The organism is Agromyces allii (assembly GCF_009749385.1).
Lineage (GTDB): Bacteria > Actinomycetota > Actinomycetes > Actinomycetales > Microbacteriaceae > Agromyces > Agromyces allii.
The window spans coordinates 67233-82466 of the sequence record NZ_WBIN01000013.1 but is presented as its reverse complement, the minus strand read 5'-3'; the positions used below and the strand labels follow the sequence as shown (position 1 = coordinate 82466).

Here is a 15234-nt window from a genome sequence, read left to right as displayed (position 1 = left end):
GAGCGCCCGACGGAGTCGGACGCGTCTCGAAACCCCTGCCCGGTTTCGAGACGCGTCGCCGCCCCGGGCGCCTCAGCCGACGTTCACGTCGCGCGAGTGCAGGCCCGTGGCGCCGTCGGGCACGACGCCCTGGCGCTTCGAGGTCTGCACCTCGCCGTCGGCGCCCGTCGCGCGCACGCGCAGGGTGTGCGAGCCGGAGGTCGCGTCCCAGTCGAAACTCCACTGCACCCAGGTGTCGTCCGAGACGGCCGTGGCGAGGGCTGCAGGTTGCCACGGACCGTCGTCGACCTGCACGTCGACCGCCGCGACGCCCACATGCTGGTGCCAGGCGACGCCGGCGACGACCACCGGACCGGCCGAGAGGCCCTGGCCCTGACGGGGCACGTCGATGCGGGACTGCAGCTTGATCGGACCGCGCTCGCTCCAGCCGCGGTCGGTCCAATACGCGGATGCCGCGTCGAACCGGGTCACCTCGAGCTCGGTCACCCACTTCGTCGCCGAGACGTAGCCGTAGAGCCCCGGCACGACCATGCGCACCGGGAACCCGTGCTCGGCGGGCAACGGCTCGCCGTTCATGCCCACCGCGAGGATCGCGTTCCGGTCGTCCTGCAGCACCTCGAGCGGCGTCGAGGCCGTGAACCCGTCGATGCTGCGCGAGAGCACCATGTCGGCATCCGCACTCGGAACGGCCGTCGCGAGCAGTTCGCGGATCGGGTAGCCGAGCCACACCGCATTGCCGATGAGGCCGCCGCCGACTTCGTTCGACACGCACGCCAGCGTCGTCACGGACTCCTCCAGGGGCAGGGCGAGCAGCTCGTCCCACGTCAGCACGACCTCCTGCTCGACGTCGCCGTGGATGCGCAGGCTCCAGTTCGCCGGCTCGACGGCCGGCACCGCGAGCGCCGTGTCGATGCGATAGAACTGCGCGTTCGGCGTCACGTACGGCGAGAGACCGTCGAGGTCGAGTTCCGCCCCAGCCGGAATCGACGCCGATGACACCGGATCGGGTAACCGGATCGCCTGGCGCACCGCCGTGACCGCGCGGGATCCGGCCTGCAGCGCGTAACCGCCCATGGCGGCGAGTGCGCCGATCGCGGCGGCACCGCCCGCCCAGCCGAGGAACCGGCGGCGGTCGATCGCGGCCGTGCCCGCGGCATCCGCTCGCTCGTCGTCGTCGCCGCTTGCGGCGTGCGGTGGACCGGCGACGGCCGGCTCGACATCCGCACCCGGGAGGCGTTGCGTGAGGAGCCGCAGCGTCACGACCCCGGCGATCGCCGCGAGCGCCGCGGGTGCGAACGCCAGCATCGAGGCGTTCGCGCGCGTGACCGCGGCGAGCACGCCGACGCCCCCGAACACCCAGAAGACCACCTGGCCCCACGGCGGCCTCCGCGCCTCGAGGACCCCGGCACCCGCGGCCACGACGAGCAGCACGAGACCGATGCCGACCAGCAGCGCGGCCTTGTCGTTCGTGCCGAACAGCGCGATCGCGGCATCCTTCGCCCACGGCGGCGCGAGATCGATGAGCAGCGAACCGACCACGGCGAACGGACTCGATGCCGACGCGAGCAGCGCCGCGGCGAGTTCGCCCACCCCGGCGAAGACGATGACGGAGGCCACGCCCGCGCCCGCGGGCAGCCACCAACGCGACGAGGTGGTGCGGCGATCGGCCATCTCCTCAGGCTACGCGCGCGGATGTCGGTTGCGCCTGTCAGAATCGGATCCCATGAGCGAGCACACGGCAGACGCCCACGATCTCATCGAGGTGCGCGGCGCCCACGAGAACAACCTCAAGGGCATCTCGCTCGACATCCCGAAGCGCAGGCTCAGCGTGTTCACCGGCGTCTCGGGCTCGGGCAAGTCGAGCCTCGTGTTCGGCACCATCGCGGCCGAGTCGCAGCGCCTCATCAACGAGACGTACTCCACGTTCATCCAGTCGTTCATGACCACGCAGCCGCGGCCGGAGGTCGACAGCCTGCGCAACGTCTCGGCGGCGATCATCGTCGACCAGGAGCGCATGGGCGCGAACTCCCGGTCGACCGTCGGCACGGCCACCGATGTGTACGCGCTGCTGCGCATCCTGTTCTCGCGCCTCGGCGACCCGTACGTCGGCCCGAGCTTCCACTTCAGCTTCAACGTGCCCGCCGGCATGTGCCCGCGATGCGAGGGCGTCGGCCAGGTCAACGACCTCGACCTCGACGCGCTGTTCGATCGCGACAAGTCGCTCGCCGAGGGCGCCATCACGATCCCCGGCTACACGGCCGACGGCTGGATGGTGCGCATCTACTCCGAGGGCGGGTTCCTCGACCCCGACAAGAAGATCCGCGACTACACCGAGGCCGAGCTGCACGACTTCCTCTACAAGGAGCCGACCAAGGTCAAGGTGCAGGGCATCAACATGACCTACGACGGCCTCGTGCTCAAGCTCCAGAAGAGCATGGGCTCCAAAGACCGCGACTCGCTGCAGCCGCACATCCGCGCGTTCGTCGACCGGGCCTTCACGTTCACGACCTGCCCCGAATGCGGCGGCGCTCGCCTCAACCAGGAGGCGCTCGCCTCGAAGGTCAACGGCATCAACATCGCCGAGGCCTCGTCGATGCAGATCTCCGACCTCGCCGCCTGGGCCGCCGAGATCGACGACCCGAGCGTCGCCCCGCTCATCGCGAACCTCCGCCAGAACGTCGAGTCGTTCGTCGAGATCGGCCTCGGCTACCTCAGCCTCGACCGCCCGGCCGGCACGCTCTCGGGCGGCGAGGCGCAGCGCGTGAAGATGATCCGGCACATCGGCTCGGCCCTCACCGACGTCACCTACGTCTTCGACGAGCCGACCGTCGGCCTGCACCCCCACGACATCCAGCGCATGAACCGACTGCTGCTCCAGCTGCGCGACAAGGGCAACACCGTGCTCGTCGTCGAGCACAAGCCCGAGGTCATCGAGATCGCCGACCACATCGTCGACCTCGGCCCGGGCGCCGGCTCGCACGGCGGCCAGATCTGCTTCGAGGGCGACCTCGACGGGCTGCGCGCCTCCGAGACGCTCACCGGCCGCCACCTCGACCACCGTGCGCGACTGCGCGACACCGTGCGAGCGGCGAAGGGCGCCCTCGAGATCCGCGGGGCGACGCAGCACAACCTGACCGGGGTCGACGTCGACATCCCGCTCGGCGTGCTCACGGTCGTCACGGGTGTCGCCGGCTCCGGCAAGTCCTCGCTGATCCACGGCAACGTTCCGCGGCACGAGCAGGTCGTGGTGGTCGACCAGTCGCCGATCCGCGGGTCGATCCGATCGAACCCCGCGACGTACACCGGTCTTCTCGACACCATCCGCAAGGCGTTCGCGAAGGAGAACGGCGTGAAGCCGGCCCTCTTCAGCGCGAACTCCGCGGGCGCATGCCCGAACTGCAAGGGCATCGGCCTGGTGTTCGTCGAACTCGGCCCCATGTCGACCGTCTCGAGCGTCTGCGAAGAGTGCGGCGGCAAGCGGTTCACCGCCGAGGTGCTCGAGTACCGCCTCAACGGGCTCAACATCGCCGAGGTGCTCGCGCTCTCGGTCGACGCGGCACTCGAGTACCTGACCGACAAGACCGCCCGGGTGATCCTGCAGCGGCTCTCCGACGTCGGCCTCGGCTACCTCGGTCTCGGGCAGGCGCTCAACACCCTCTCGGGCGGCGAGCGGCAGCGCCTGAAGCTCGCCATCAACATGGCGAAGAAGGGCACGATCTACGTGCTCGACGAGCCGACCAGCGGCCTGCACCTGGCCGACGTCGATCGCCTGCTCGCGCTGCTCGACCGTCTCGTCGCCGACGGCAACTCGGTCATCGTCATCGAGCACCACCAGGCCGTCATGGCGCACGCCGACTGGATCATCGACCTCGGCCCGGGCGCCGGGCGCGACGGCGGCCGCATCGTGTTCGAGGGCACGCCCGCCGATCTCGTCGCCTCGGCGAAGACCGACGCGACGACGCTCACGGCGACGCACCTCGCGGCGTACGTCGGGGCCTGATCGGGCGGCCCGAGCCGGCACGGCCCAGCCCCGATTCACAGCTTGAAATCAGGTCGGTCTGCTCTTCGAGCGGGGGCCTGGATCATCGGCGTAGCGTCGATGACATGAGCAGAACGTATGTCATCACCGGGGCCGGATCGGGCATCGGAGCAGCCGCCGCGGCACTCCTCTCCGACCGCGGCCACCGGGTCATCGGCGTCGACCTCAAGGGCGCCGACATCACCGCAGACCTGTCCACCGCCGACGGACGGTCGGCCGCAGCGGCCGCCGTCGTCGCGGCCTCGGGCGGCGTCGTCGACGCCGTCATCGCGGCGGCCGGAATCTCGGCGCCGATCCCGTTGACCGTGGCCGTGAACTACTTCGGCGTCACCGAGTTCCTCGACGCGCTGGCGCCGACCCTCGCGGCCTCCGACGCGCCGCGCATCGCCGTCGTGAGTTCGATGGCGAGCCTGCAGCCGAACTCGACCGAGCTCGTCGAGGCGCTGCTGGCCGGCGACGAGGCGAAGGCCCTCGAGATCGGTGCGGCCCTCGCCGAGCAGGGGCCCGAGACCGGCTACCTCAACTACCCCTCGTCGAAGCGCGCGCTCAGCCGGTGGGTGCGCCGCGAGTCGATCGCGCCGCGCTATGCGGGAGCCGGCATCCCCGTGAACGCCGTGGCCCCGGGCACGGTCGTCACGCCCATGACCGCGCCGCTCCTCGCAACCGAGGAGGGGCGCGCGATGGTCGACGCGGCGGTGCCGATGCCGCTCAACGGCCACTCCGACGCGGTCGTCATCGCGCGACTGCTCGCCTGGCTCACGAGCGAGGAGAACACGCACGTCACCGGCCAGACGATCTACGTCGACGGCGGTGCCGATGCGACGCTTCGCGGCGACGACATCTGGAGCGCGCTCGACCGCGGCTGACCGGTTCGAAACCGACGCCGTTCCGAACCGACGCCGGCGCCGACCTCTCGAGGCGGTCCCGGCGTCGGCGTTCAGGCCGGCGGGTTCGCCCGCATGACGTCGACGACGGATGCCGCGAGCGAGGCCCCGATCTCGTGCGCCGGGCGCTTGCGGCCCTTGATCTCGAACGAGTGGTTGGCGTCGGCGATCCACTCGAGTGAGATCGGGGCGCCCGTCGGACCGCGTTCCGCCCGGAGCCGGCCGACGAGGTCGTCGAGCTGCTCGTTCGGGGCGGCGAACGGGTCGTTGCGTCCCTGGAGGAACAGCATCGGGGCGGCCACGTCGGGCAGGTGCTCGTCGCGCGCCTTCTCGGGGCGTCCGGGCGGGTGCAACGGGTACCCGAGGAACGCGAGGCCGGCGGCGGGCATGCCCTCGGCCACGGCCATCGACGCCATGCGTCCGCCGAAGGACTTGCCGGAGACCCAGATCGGCTCGTCGGGTGCGCCGGCCTCGACCGACCGTGCGCGCGCGAACTCGACGACGCTTCGCCAGGTCGCGGTCGCGACGGGCGCCCGGTCGGGGAACTTGCGGCCGGCCTCGCGGTAGGGGAAGTCGAACCGCAGGGTCGCGACGCCGAGCGCCTGCACGGCCGTTGCGAACCCCTCGAGGAACGGATGCTCCATGCCCGTGCCCGCACCGTGTGCGACGACGAGGGTGGCCCACGCGTCGGCCGGTCGGCCCGAGAGCCCGCCCACCGAGGGCACGCCGCCGAGCAGGCCCGAGGCATCGGCGGCACTCGCGCCCGCGGCATCCGTCGCTCGGGAGACGTCGATGCGGACGGGCTCGTCGGTCATTCGATGATCCTGAACAGGTCGCCGACGGCGTCGGCGAGGTCGACGACGGTGCCCTTCGCATCGACGAGGGCTCCGAGGTTCATCGCGAGCCGCGGCACGTGGGCGACGAGCACACTCAGTGTGTCGAGGTGCACCGCGAGCTCCGCGGCCTCTGCAGTGCCGTCGACGAGGTCGTCGAGCGTGTCTCGCTTGGTGCGTTCGAGGGTGCCGAGGTCGAGCTGGAGCGCGGCGATCCACGCCTGTTCGAGACCGAACAGCACGGCGTAGGGAAGGAGCCGTTCGTGCAGGTGGAAGCGCGCGAGGGCGTCGGATGCCGCGGGGGTCGCGGACGCGCCAGCGGGCGCCTCGGCATCCGTCGTCTGCGGAACGGGCACGAGCTGGGCGCCCGTCGGCGACTGCAGCGTGCGGAGGCGGTCGGCCTCGGCGAACTCGAGGTACCGGCGCAGGCCGTCGAGGTGTTCGCGCGGCTCGCGCGCCGGCGGCAGGAACCGGCGCCACGACGCGGGCGTCACGACGATCGTCGCGATCGTGACGGCCAGGGCCGCGACCGTCGCGATGAGGGCCGGCCAGTCGCCGGCTCCCAGCGAGGCGACGATGAACAGGCCCTCGACGAGCATGCCGAGATAGGCGAGCACGGTGAGGGTCGTGCCCGGCCACGTCATGCGGGCCTCGGCGACGAGCCCGGCGCGGGCGAGCGCGTAGTGCGCGTCGCGCACCACGGCCTTCAGCCTGGCGGCCAGCGCGCGCCGATCCGACGAGAACCGTCGCAGGCGCTCGGTCGTGTGCTCGGGCCCGAAGATCGCCTCGAGGACGGCGAACTCGTCGTCGGTGAACACGCCGCCGGGCTGGAGTTCGACGCCGATCGGTTCGCGCTTGCCCTCGCCGGCGATGATGCGGATGCGCCGGGACACCGCGAGGTCGACGAGCACCGCGGCGGCCGCACGCCGGTCGGCCTCGACGAGGAGCGCGTCGTGGAGCACCGATGCCCCTCGGGCACGCGTGTACTGCACGACGGGGGAGTGCACGGGCTGCCGTGACACGATGCGGGCGACGACGCCGAGCGCGAAGATGACGAGCGCTGGGACGACGGCGAGCAGGATGACGGTGGCGAGCACGCGCCCAGTCTAGGGATCGGCGCGGAGGCGCCGCGGGAGGACGGCGCCCCGCGTCAGCGTGTGACGGGCTCCACCGGAGCGGTCGCGAGCCCCTCGGGAGGCAGCGGCGCCGCGGCGCGCGTGAGCGGGGCGCCCGCGAGCGAGGCGACGCCCTCGATGACGGCGCGGTGCGCGGCCGCCGAGCCTGTGAGGCGGAAGTGCCCGGCCGCGGGCACGATCACGTTCGTCGCACCGGCGAGCGCACTGCCCTCGGTGACGTGGGCGTCGAGCGTGCCGAAGATCGAGACGATGTTGGCGTTCACGGCCGCGTCGCGCTGGAGCTCGAGGATCGTGGCATCCGTGGGGAGGAACGCCCGCATGCTCGGGTCGAGGAACCATCGGGCCCGCACCGAACCCGCGTAGGGCGCGGCGAGCGTGACGGCCCCGCGAACGTCGAGCCGCTCCACGGCCGAGGTTCCGAACGGCCCCGACCCACGCACGAGGTCGGTCAACAGGTGCTTGGCGATGAGCCCGCCCTTGCTGTGCGCCACGATCACACGCCCGGCGGGCGGCGCGGCCACCCGGGCGAGCGCGCGTTGCAGCCTGCGCGACGTGTCGGGAACGGGGCGACGGTTCATGCCGAGTCCGCGCACGATGGTGATGCGGTGCCCGGCCCGGTTGAGCGCGTCGGCGAGTCTGGTCAGGAAGCTCCAGTGCTCGTGCACCCCTGGCACCAGCACGACGTCGGGCAGCGTCGGGTCGCCTTCGCGCCAGCGGGCGGGCGGGTCGCCGGCGACGAGCTGCGCGAGGCGCCAGCGGATGCCGTAGCCGTAGTCGCGCAGCACCCATCCGACCCTGGTCGTGGTGCTGCCGCCGAACGAGCGCGACAGGGCGATGCGGCGTTCGTACGGGGCGAGACGGCGCCCGGGCCGATCGCCCAGGGCGTGGGCGATGACGAGGTCGTCGAGCTCGCCGGTGTCGCGGGCGACCACCTCGTGGCCCCGACCCGGGACCTCGGCATAGCGTGCGTTCGGCGCGAGGCCCGCGACGGCCTGCGCCCAGAAGCGGGGCACGACGCGGTCGTCCTCGCCGCGCACCACGAGGGTCTCGGCGCGCACGTGCGGCATCACGCGTTCGAGATGGTGCTCGAGCGCCGGCCGCAGATTCGCGAGCACCCAGGGCAGTCCGGCCTCGGCCATGGCTCCGGCGCCGCGCGCGAACGCGACGGGGTCGATCACGGCGACGTCCTGCAGCAGGCGGGCGGTCTGCCTGGCCCGCGAGCGTTCTCGCGGATTGACCGAGGGGCCGATGAGCACGATGCGTTCGACCAGCTCTGGGTGCCGCGCCGCAAGGTCTGCGACGATCTGGGCGCCCATGGAATGCCCGACGAGCACAGGACGTGCGAGGCGTTCGGCCCGCACCAGGTCGGCGACGAGGTCTGCGGTCTCGGGCACGGAGAGCACCCGGGCCGGTTCGGGCGCCTCGCCGAAGCCGGGCAGGTCGAGCGCGAGCACCCGGCCGGTCGGGGCGAGGCGCTCGCCGAGGCCGCCCCAGTACTCGGCCGCCATGCCGAGGCCGTGCACCAGCACGTAGGTGGGCGGCGTCGCGGGACCGGGGTCGTCGGCAGGGGCGCCGAGCGGCGTACCCGCCTCGGCGCCGGGGCGCGGCGTCTCGTGGACGACGATCGTGCGATCGCCCCAACGGAACGTGCGAGCGGGCATTCCCGCAGCCTACTCGCGGGCCCCGACGCGGCTCAGTCGGCCCTCGGCGCGCTCGGATCGTGCGCAGCGATGTCGGGCGCCCGCCCGCCCGCCGCGCGCATCGCCACGACCCGCATCGCCGTCGTCGTGAGCAGCACGGCGACGACCGCCACGATCGCCGCGATGCCGGTCACCGTCGACGAGGGTTCGTCGGTGAGGCGCGCGACGGCGATCCACGCGAGGCCCCAGCTGAGCGAGAGCGCCGGAGCGATCCGCCCGCGGTCCCAGACGGCCAGGGCCATGCCGAGCAGTCCTGCGACGGCGACGAGCGCCACCGACCAGGTCTCGGGCGGCAGGCCGAACCCGTCGAATCCGGCCGCGACGAGCACGGCCGCGACGTTGGCGATCGTCGCGACGCAGACCCATCCGAGGTAGAGGCCGATCGTGCCGTCGGTGACCAGCGCGTCGGTCATGCTCTTCGGGCGAAGGGCGAGTCCGATGCGGAACGCCGCGACGAGCACCACGAGCAGCGCCGCGATCACGGGAACGCTCAGCCACAGCAGGTCGAACTGGATGCTGAGGATCCAGGCCGCGTTCAGCAGCAGCGACGCCGCGATCCACGGGCCGATCCGGCGGTGTCGTTCGTCGGTGCGCTGAGCGGGCAGGAACTGCCACACCGCATACGCGAGCAGCCCGAAGTAGATGAGCGACCAGATGCTGAAGGCGCCGCCGCCCGGCGCCACGAGCGTCGCGTCGGCCGCGAGTGCGCCGCCCGCGGCATCCTGAACCCGCTGACCGCCGGCCGCGCCCGACCCGATGAACGAGCCGACGACGGCGACCACGGCACTGACCGCGACGACGAGCTGCCTGGCGAGATCGCGAGGGGGTGCCGTGGCGGAGGTCGCACCCGCTGCTCGAGGATGTTGCGGCGCTGCGCTCGCCGCGGAGGCCGTGCGCTCAGGGTTCGTCATCGCTGCTCCTGCCGTCGTCGTTCGGATCCCGGTCGGATTCCTCCACCCTAGGCAGGGGGTCGGCGGCCCGCATCGAACCTTCGAACGACACGGAGGGGGTTGACAAGCGCCGTCGACGGCGGCTCGGTGCGAGGACTACCAGCCCTCGGTCAGCACCCGGTCGAGCATGGCCACGAAGAAGTCGGCCGACTCGTCGTCGAGGCAGAGCGGCGGCTTGGTCTTCAACACGTTCTGGTGGTCGCCGGTCGGCTGCATGATCACGCCGAGCGCGAGCAGGCGGTCGCAGATCGCCGCGGTCTCGGCCGTGGCGGGTTCGAGGGTCGCGCGGTCGCGCACGAACTCGACGCCGAGGTAGAGGCCGAGCCCGTGCACGGCTCCGATGAGCGGATGCCGCGTGGCGAGCTCCTCGAGGCGGTGCTTCAGCCGCGTGCCGACGTCGAGGGCGTTGCGCTGCAGGCCCTCGTCGCGGAACGCGTCGAGCACGGCGAGGCCGGCGACGCTGGACGCGGGGCTGCCGCCCGTGGAGGAGAAGAAGTAGCCCTGGCTGCGGAACCGGGCCGCGATCTCGCGCGTCGTGATGACCGCGCCGAGCGGGTAGCCGTTGCCCGCGGCCTTGGCCACGGCGATGACATCGGGCACGACGCCCTGCTGCTCGAAGCCCCAGAACCAGTGCCCGAGGCGGCCGAACCCGGCCTGCACCTCGTCGGCGATCGCGAGTCCGCCGGCGGCGCGCACGGCCGCGTAGACCTCGGCGAGGTATCCGTCGGGCAGCGGGATGCCTCCGGCGTTGCCGAAGAACGTCTCGGCGATGAAGGCGGCGGGCGGGCGCCCGGCGGCGGCGAGCCCCGCGATCACGGCCGCGGCCTCGGGCGCGTAGCGCGCGGCATCCGCCCCGCGATGCACGCCGCGGAACGGGTTCGGCGCGTCGACGCCGTGCACCCAGTCGGGCCGGGTGGCGAGCGCGTTCGGGTTGTCGGCGACCGAGGTGCTCACCGCATCGGATGCGTAGGTCCAGCCGTGGTACGCCTCGAGGATCGCGACCACGTCGCGTCGGCCGGTGGCCGCGAGGGCGACGCGGATCGCGAGATCGGCGGCCTCCGAGCCCGAGTTCACGAGGAACACGGTGTCGAGCGGATCGGGCGCGAGGGCGGCGAGCCGCTCGGCGTACTCGACCACGGCGCCGTAGTGGAACCGCGAGTTCGTGTTGAGCCGACGCAGTTGGCGGCTGACGGCATCGGCGACGCCCACGTGCCCGTGCCCGAGCGGCGTCACGTTGTTCACCATGTCGAGGTACGCGCGCCCGTCGACGCCGACGAGGTGCTCGCGCCACCCGCGCTCGATGCGCGGCGGCGCCTCGTAGTAGTGCTCCTGCACCTCGGCGAAGCTCGCGGTGCGGCGGGCGAGCAGAGCGTCGGTGTCGGTGACGGCGGCCACCGACGGTGTCGGTCGAGCGGATGTCGCGAGCCCGAGCAGCGGCGCCGGGTCGACCGTCTGCGCCAGCCAGCCGTGCGCGTACTCGGGTCGCACGAGGTGCGGAACGGCGGGCTGCCCGACTTGCTCGAGGCGGATGCGCACGCGTGCACGTCGCGGGAGCCCGTCGGCGACGGGCTGGTCGGGCAGGCTCGCGGGCGGCACCTCGACGACGAGTCGGGTTCCGGCCGAGCGTGATTCGACGACCTCGAGGCGCTGCTGGTCGGCGAACCAGACGTCGATGCCGGTCGGGATCGTGGCCGACGACGCAGCCGAGCGGATGCGGCTCCCGGTGAGTCGCGGCGTCGCGCGCTCGATCCACGCGGCGGATGCTCCGGAGTCGAGCGCGTCCAGTGCGAGGCGCTCCTCGAGCTCGGTGTCGAGCCACGCCCCGGCGTCGACCGCGTCGGACTCGGGGGAGACGTCGAGTCGCACGGCCGCCGAGGTGTCGAGGTCGGGCAACCGAACTCCGAAGGTGCCCGTCGCGGTCTCACCGGCCGGGAGCTCGACGCCGAGTTCTGCCGCGATCTGCGCCGTCATCACCGCGGTGGGAATCGACACCGCCTGCTCGAAGATGCGCCACTCCCGCTCGATGCCGTCGGCGGCATATGCGTTCTCGCCGCCGTCGAGCTGCACCTGGTGCTCGCCGCTCACGACGAGCACGGCGCCGCGCACGACGACGAGCGGCCAGATGGCCGCCACTTCGGCCGGCGAGAGCGGGCGCAGTGCGTGGAACGCGCGGATCGCGGGCAGCACCGAGACCGGCTCGGCGCCCGCGTGGTGCAGCACCGACGAGATCGTGATCGCGAGTTCGGCGACCGCCCATGAGCGCGTCACATCGCCGAAGTCGATGAGGCCGTCGGGCAGGCCGGCGTCGCCGGAGTGGTCGGGGTCAGCGTCGGTCGAGCGCACGACGTTGTCGTCGGTGAGATCCAGGTGCACGCCCTGCATCGGCAGGTCGCCCGCGAGGGCGGCGATCGCGGTCCAGGCGGCGGCCGCGGCATCCGTCACCCGCTCGCGCCTGGCCCCGTCGGGGTGGTGCGGCGCGAGCAGTTCGACGACGCGGTCGGCGAAACGGGGATCCCACTGCAGCACGCGGTCGAGGCCGTCGTGCTCGAAGTCGGCGAGGGCGAGGCTCACGTGCGCCGCCAGCCCGCCCAGGCGCGCGATCGCATGCGGCGAGAGGTATGCGTCGCCGTGCAGCGTTCCTCCGCCGAGGAACTCGATGAGGCGGATGCTGAGGGGGCCCTCGGTCGTGTCGGCGACGATCGAGCGCGGCCGGCCCGCGGCATCCGTCGTCGTGGTCGCGATGCGGAGCGTCGGCGCGTGCGCCGCGATGCGCGAGGCCGCCGCGTCCTGTGCCGAGAGCTCGAGCGCCGTGAATCCGGGATTCGTGATCTTCACGACGCCGATCGGAACCGGATCGACGGTCCGGCTCCCGTCGGCAGCGGCCGCCGACGAGAGTGCGAGGAAGTTCTGGTCCTGCTGGCTGCCGAGCGACTCCAGGTGAACGTCGAGCCCCCACTGCTCGCGCAGGATCGCGGCGACCTCGGCGACGGGCAGGTTCGGCGCGGCGAGTTCGCCCGCGCCGAAGAAGTCGAACCCGAGCGGCCGGCGGTCGGGGCGGGGATCGGTCATCAGGCTTCGGCTCCAAGTTCTTCGCGGATGCGTCGCAGGTCTTCGAGCAGCGACCCGATCAGGATCCAGTGCGACGAGGTCGGTGGGCGCACGACGAGTGCCGACGTCAGGGCGGGCACCATCGAGGTCATCGGTTCGGGTTCGGGCTCCGCGACCCGCGCCGCGAGCCGGATGTCGTGGGCGACGCGGTGCAGCTGCTCGGCGATCGCCTTGACCGTCGGCTCGTCGTGCAGCGAGGCGTCGTAGTGGTCGGCGAACGCGCGCGTCATGCCGATGAGCTGCGTGACGATCGGGCCGAGCTGCTCGAGCAGGTCGCGCAGCTGGCCGAGCTCTTCACGGTGCGCCGAGCGACGGGGGTTCAGCGTGAGCGACTCGGTGCCGGCCTCGATCGCCGCGTCGGCGGCGTCGCGCATGGGTCGCAGCAGGCGCGCCTCGATCATGAGCGCCTCGATGTCGGCGCGCGACTGCGTCGTCTCGAGGGCCGCGGCCAGTCGATCGGCGGATGCCGCGAGCTCGCCGCCGAGCAGGGCCGCCTCGCGCCGTGCCGGGGCGATCGCCACGGGCGGCACGATCGCCGCGTTCACGACGATGCCGATCGCGGCGCCGATCAGGGTCTCGAGCACGCGGTCGAGCGCGTAGTTCGGCGTCGCCGCGCCGAGCGCGAGGGTCAGCATGGCCGAGATCGCGACCTGGTTGCCGGTCGCGGGCGTCATCTTCAGGGCCCAGGCGACGGCCATCGCGACGAGGATCGACACGAGCACGACCCATGAGTTCGTGCCGAACACGAGCGACAGCGCCGACGCGACGACGACGCCGAGCAGCACGCCGATCGAACGCTCGATGCCCTTGCCGAGCGACTGGTTCACGCTCGGCTGCACGACGAGCAGGGCCGCGATGGCCGCGAAGACCGGGAGTTGCGCCGGAATCAGGGCGCCCGCGATGAGCCAGGCGGCGATCGTCGCGACCGAGGTCTTCAGGACCTGCAGCACCGGCAGGCGCTTCGCGGCCCGCAGGTTGGGGATCACGGCCATCGGCTCAGGCTGGGTCGGGAAGTGCGGCGAGCGCGCCTGCGATCGGCAGGCCGCCTTCGGTGAGCTCGAACTGCGCACGCGACGCCGCCCCCGACACGAGCAGTGCGGCGACGGTGGCCGCGACATCCGCCCGGCTGATCGAACCCTTCGGCAGCGTGGTGTCGGCCACGACGAGCCCGGTCGGCGGCGCATCGGTCAGGCCGCCGGGCCGCACGATCGTGTAGTCGAGGCCGCTGGCACGCACGGCGGAATCGGCCTCGCTCTTCGCACGCAGGTAGATCTGGAATACGTCGTCGGATGCCGCGTCGAAGTCGTCGGCGCGCATGGCCGAGATCACGACGATGCGGGGCACGCCCGCAGCGCGAGCGGCGTCGGCGAGCAGGATCGCGCCGTCGCGGTCGACCGTGAGCTTGCGCTCGGCGGTGCTGCCGGGCCCTGCGCCTGCCGCGAAGACCACGGCGTCGGCGCCCGCGAGCACGGCGGCGACCTCGTCGACGGACGAGGCCTCGAGGTCGAGCACGACCGGCTCTGCGCCGGCGGCCTCGACATCGACGACGTGGTCGGGGTTGCGGATCAACGCGACGGGATCGTGCCCGCCGTCGGCGAGCAGGCGTTCGAGGATGAGGGCGATCTTGCCGTGACCTCCGGCGATGACGACGCGCATGACCCCAGTCAACGCGGATGCCGCCGACGGCGCAACCGGGCGAGCCGATGCTTCCGATCCGGCGGGCCAGGGGTCAGACTGGGCGGGTGCCGCTCGGCACGTCCTCCTGCGACGACGATGAACCGGGGCACCCATGGCCATGCAGCGAACCGTCTCCGCCCGAATCGACCTGAGCCTCGACGATCCTGCTCGGCTCGTGTTCATGGTGTCCGTCGCGGGCGGGGCTTCCGGCGAACGGCTCGAGCTGCTCGCGAACGGCGTCGAGGTGCCTGCGCTCGAACTGACGGATGCCGCGGGCAGCCGCCTGCACGTCGTCGACGCGCCGGCTGGCGGACTGTCGCTGGCCTACTCGGCCACCGTCGACGGGCAGGCCGCCCCGGGCTCGAGCCGACCGCTCGACCTCGTGGAGTACCTGCGCCCGAGCCGGTACTGCGAGTCCGACCGTCTGGGAGCCACGGCCGTCGCCGAGTTCTCGGGACTCGAGGGGCATGCGCTGCTCGACGCCGTGTCGTCGTGGGTGGGCACGCGCCTCGCGTACGTTCCGGGTTCGAGCGGACCGACCGACGGCGCGGTGCAGACGCTGCTCGCCCGGCAGGGCGTGTGCCGCGACTACGCGCACCTCGTGATCGCGCTGCTGCGCGCGCTCGACGTGCCCGCGCGTCTCGCGGCCGTCTACGCGCCCGGCCTCGATCCGATGGACTTCCACGCCGTGGCCGAGGCGCACGTCGAGGGCGCGTGGCACGTCGTCGACGCGACCGCGCTCGCCCCGCGCTCGACGCTGCTGCGCATCTCGACCGGACGCGACGCCGCCGACACCGCCTTCCTCAGCTCGTACGGCGGAGCCGTGCGCCTCGACGCGATCACGGTGGCGGCGACCGCCGACGTGCTGCCGTTCGACGACATCGGCGAGCTCGTCGAGCTGCGCTGA

General features: G+C 72.6%; 11 protein-coding genes. 3 read left to right on the top strand and 8 right to left on the bottom strand.

Annotated elements, in window-relative coordinates; translation table 11 throughout:
- Positions 1-72: 72 nt before the first annotated feature.
- Entirely contained in the window at positions 73-1671 is a 1599-nt protein-coding gene (locus GQR16_RS16475) for a molybdopterin-dependent oxidoreductase (protein ID WP_157416249.1), read from the bottom strand.
- Between the two features lie 52 nt (positions 1672-1723).
- Here GQR16_RS16475 and GQR16_RS16470 point away from each other — a divergent pair, with 52 nt between their 5' ends.
- Positions 1724-4000, top strand: coding sequence for an ATP-binding cassette domain-containing protein (locus tag GQR16_RS16470; RefSeq protein WP_157416248.1), 2277 nt, complete (start codon positions 1724-1726; stop codon positions 3998-4000).
- Positions 4001-4104: 104 nt separating this feature from the next.
- Positions 4105-4905 (top strand): SDR family oxidoreductase, encoded by an 801-nt coding sequence (locus GQR16_RS16465; protein WP_157416247.1) that lies wholly within the window; start codon positions 4105-4107, stop codon positions 4903-4905.
- A gap of 71 nt (positions 4906-4976) precedes the next feature.
- Here the strand turns inward: GQR16_RS16465 and GQR16_RS16460 are convergent, their stop codons facing one another.
- The 7 genes from GQR16_RS16460 to GQR16_RS16430 form a co-directional block, all read right to left on the bottom strand.
- Positions 4977-5738, bottom strand: a complete 762-nt coding sequence (locus GQR16_RS16460; protein WP_157416246.1) for an alpha/beta hydrolase family protein — start codon at positions 5736-5738, stop codon at positions 4977-4979.
- Positions 5735-6853, bottom strand: coding sequence for a DUF2207 domain-containing protein (locus tag GQR16_RS16455; protein ID WP_157416245.1), 1119 nt, complete (start codon positions 6851-6853; stop codon positions 5735-5737). Before GQR16_RS16455 ends, GQR16_RS16460 begins: the two co-directional genes overlap by 4 nt.
- 53 nt (positions 6854-6906) lie before the next feature.
- A complete protein-coding gene (locus tag GQR16_RS16450; RefSeq protein ID WP_157416244.1) occupies positions 6907-8553 on the bottom strand; it encodes an alpha/beta hydrolase in 1647 nt (548 codons plus the stop codon).
- A 32-nt stretch (positions 8554-8585) separates the two neighbouring features.
- The gene (locus GQR16_RS16445) at positions 8586-9503 is read right to left on the bottom strand and encodes a tryptophan-rich sensory protein (protein WP_246200893.1); all 918 of its coding nucleotides are present in this window, start codon (positions 9501-9503) and stop codon (positions 8586-8588) included.
- 135 nt (positions 9504-9638) lie between these two features.
- Positions 9639-12611 (bottom strand): aminotransferase, encoded by a 2973-nt coding sequence (locus tag GQR16_RS16440; RefSeq protein ID WP_157416243.1) that lies wholly within the window; start codon positions 12609-12611, stop codon positions 9639-9641.
- A complete protein-coding gene (locus GQR16_RS16435; RefSeq protein ID WP_157416242.1) occupies positions 12611-13642 on the bottom strand; it encodes an FUSC family protein in 1032 nt (343 codons plus the stop codon). Before GQR16_RS16435 ends, GQR16_RS16440 begins: the two co-directional genes overlap by 1 nt.
- Positions 13643-13646: 4 nt before the next feature.
- A complete protein-coding gene (locus tag GQR16_RS16430; RefSeq protein ID WP_157416241.1) occupies positions 13647-14306 on the bottom strand; it encodes an SDR family oxidoreductase in 660 nt (219 codons plus the stop codon).
- Between the two features lie 139 nt (positions 14307-14445).
- Here GQR16_RS16430 and GQR16_RS16425 point away from each other — a divergent pair, with 139 nt between their 5' ends.
- Positions 14446-15234, top strand: coding sequence for a transglutaminase-like domain-containing protein (locus GQR16_RS16425; protein ID WP_157416348.1), 789 nt, complete (start codon positions 14446-14448; stop codon positions 15232-15234).

Excerpts from the sequence above, each read along its gene's own strand:
- GQR16_RS16475 (WP_157416249.1), bottom strand. The coding sequence starts at position 1,671 with ATGGCCGATCGCCGCACCACCTCGTCGCGTTGGTGGCTGCCCGCGGGC.
- GQR16_RS16470 (WP_157416248.1), top strand. The coding sequence starts at position 1,724 with ATGAGCGAGCACACGGCAGACGCCCACGATCTCATCGAGGTGCGCGGC.
- GQR16_RS16465 (WP_157416247.1), top strand. The coding sequence starts at position 4,105 with ATGAGCAGAACGTATGTCATCACCGGGGCCGGATCGGGCATCGGAGCA.
- GQR16_RS16460 (WP_157416246.1), bottom strand. The coding sequence starts at position 5,738 with ATGACCGACGAGCCCGTCCGCATCGACGTCTCCCGAGCGACGGATGCC.
- GQR16_RS16450 (WP_157416244.1), bottom strand. The coding sequence starts at position 8,553 with ATGCCCGCTCGCACGTTCCGTTGGGGCGATCGCACGATCGTCGTCCAC.
- GQR16_RS16445 (WP_246200893.1), bottom strand. The coding sequence starts at position 9,503 with ATGACGAACCCTGAGCGCACGGCCTCCGCGGCGAGCGCAGCGCCGCAA.
- GQR16_RS16440 (WP_157416243.1), bottom strand. The coding sequence starts at position 12,611 with ATGACCGATCCCCGCCCCGACCGCCGGCCGCTCGGGTTCGACTTCTTC.
- GQR16_RS16435 (WP_157416242.1), bottom strand. The coding sequence starts at position 13,642 with ATGGCCGTGATCCCCAACCTGCGGGCCGCGAAGCGCCTGCCGGTGCTG.
- GQR16_RS16430 (WP_157416241.1), bottom strand. The coding sequence starts at position 14,306 with ATGCGCGTCGTCATCGCCGGAGGTCACGGCAAGATCGCCCTCATCCTC.
- GQR16_RS16425 (WP_157416348.1), top strand. The coding sequence starts at position 14,446 with ATGCAGCGAACCGTCTCCGCCCGAATCGACCTGAGCCTCGACGATCCT.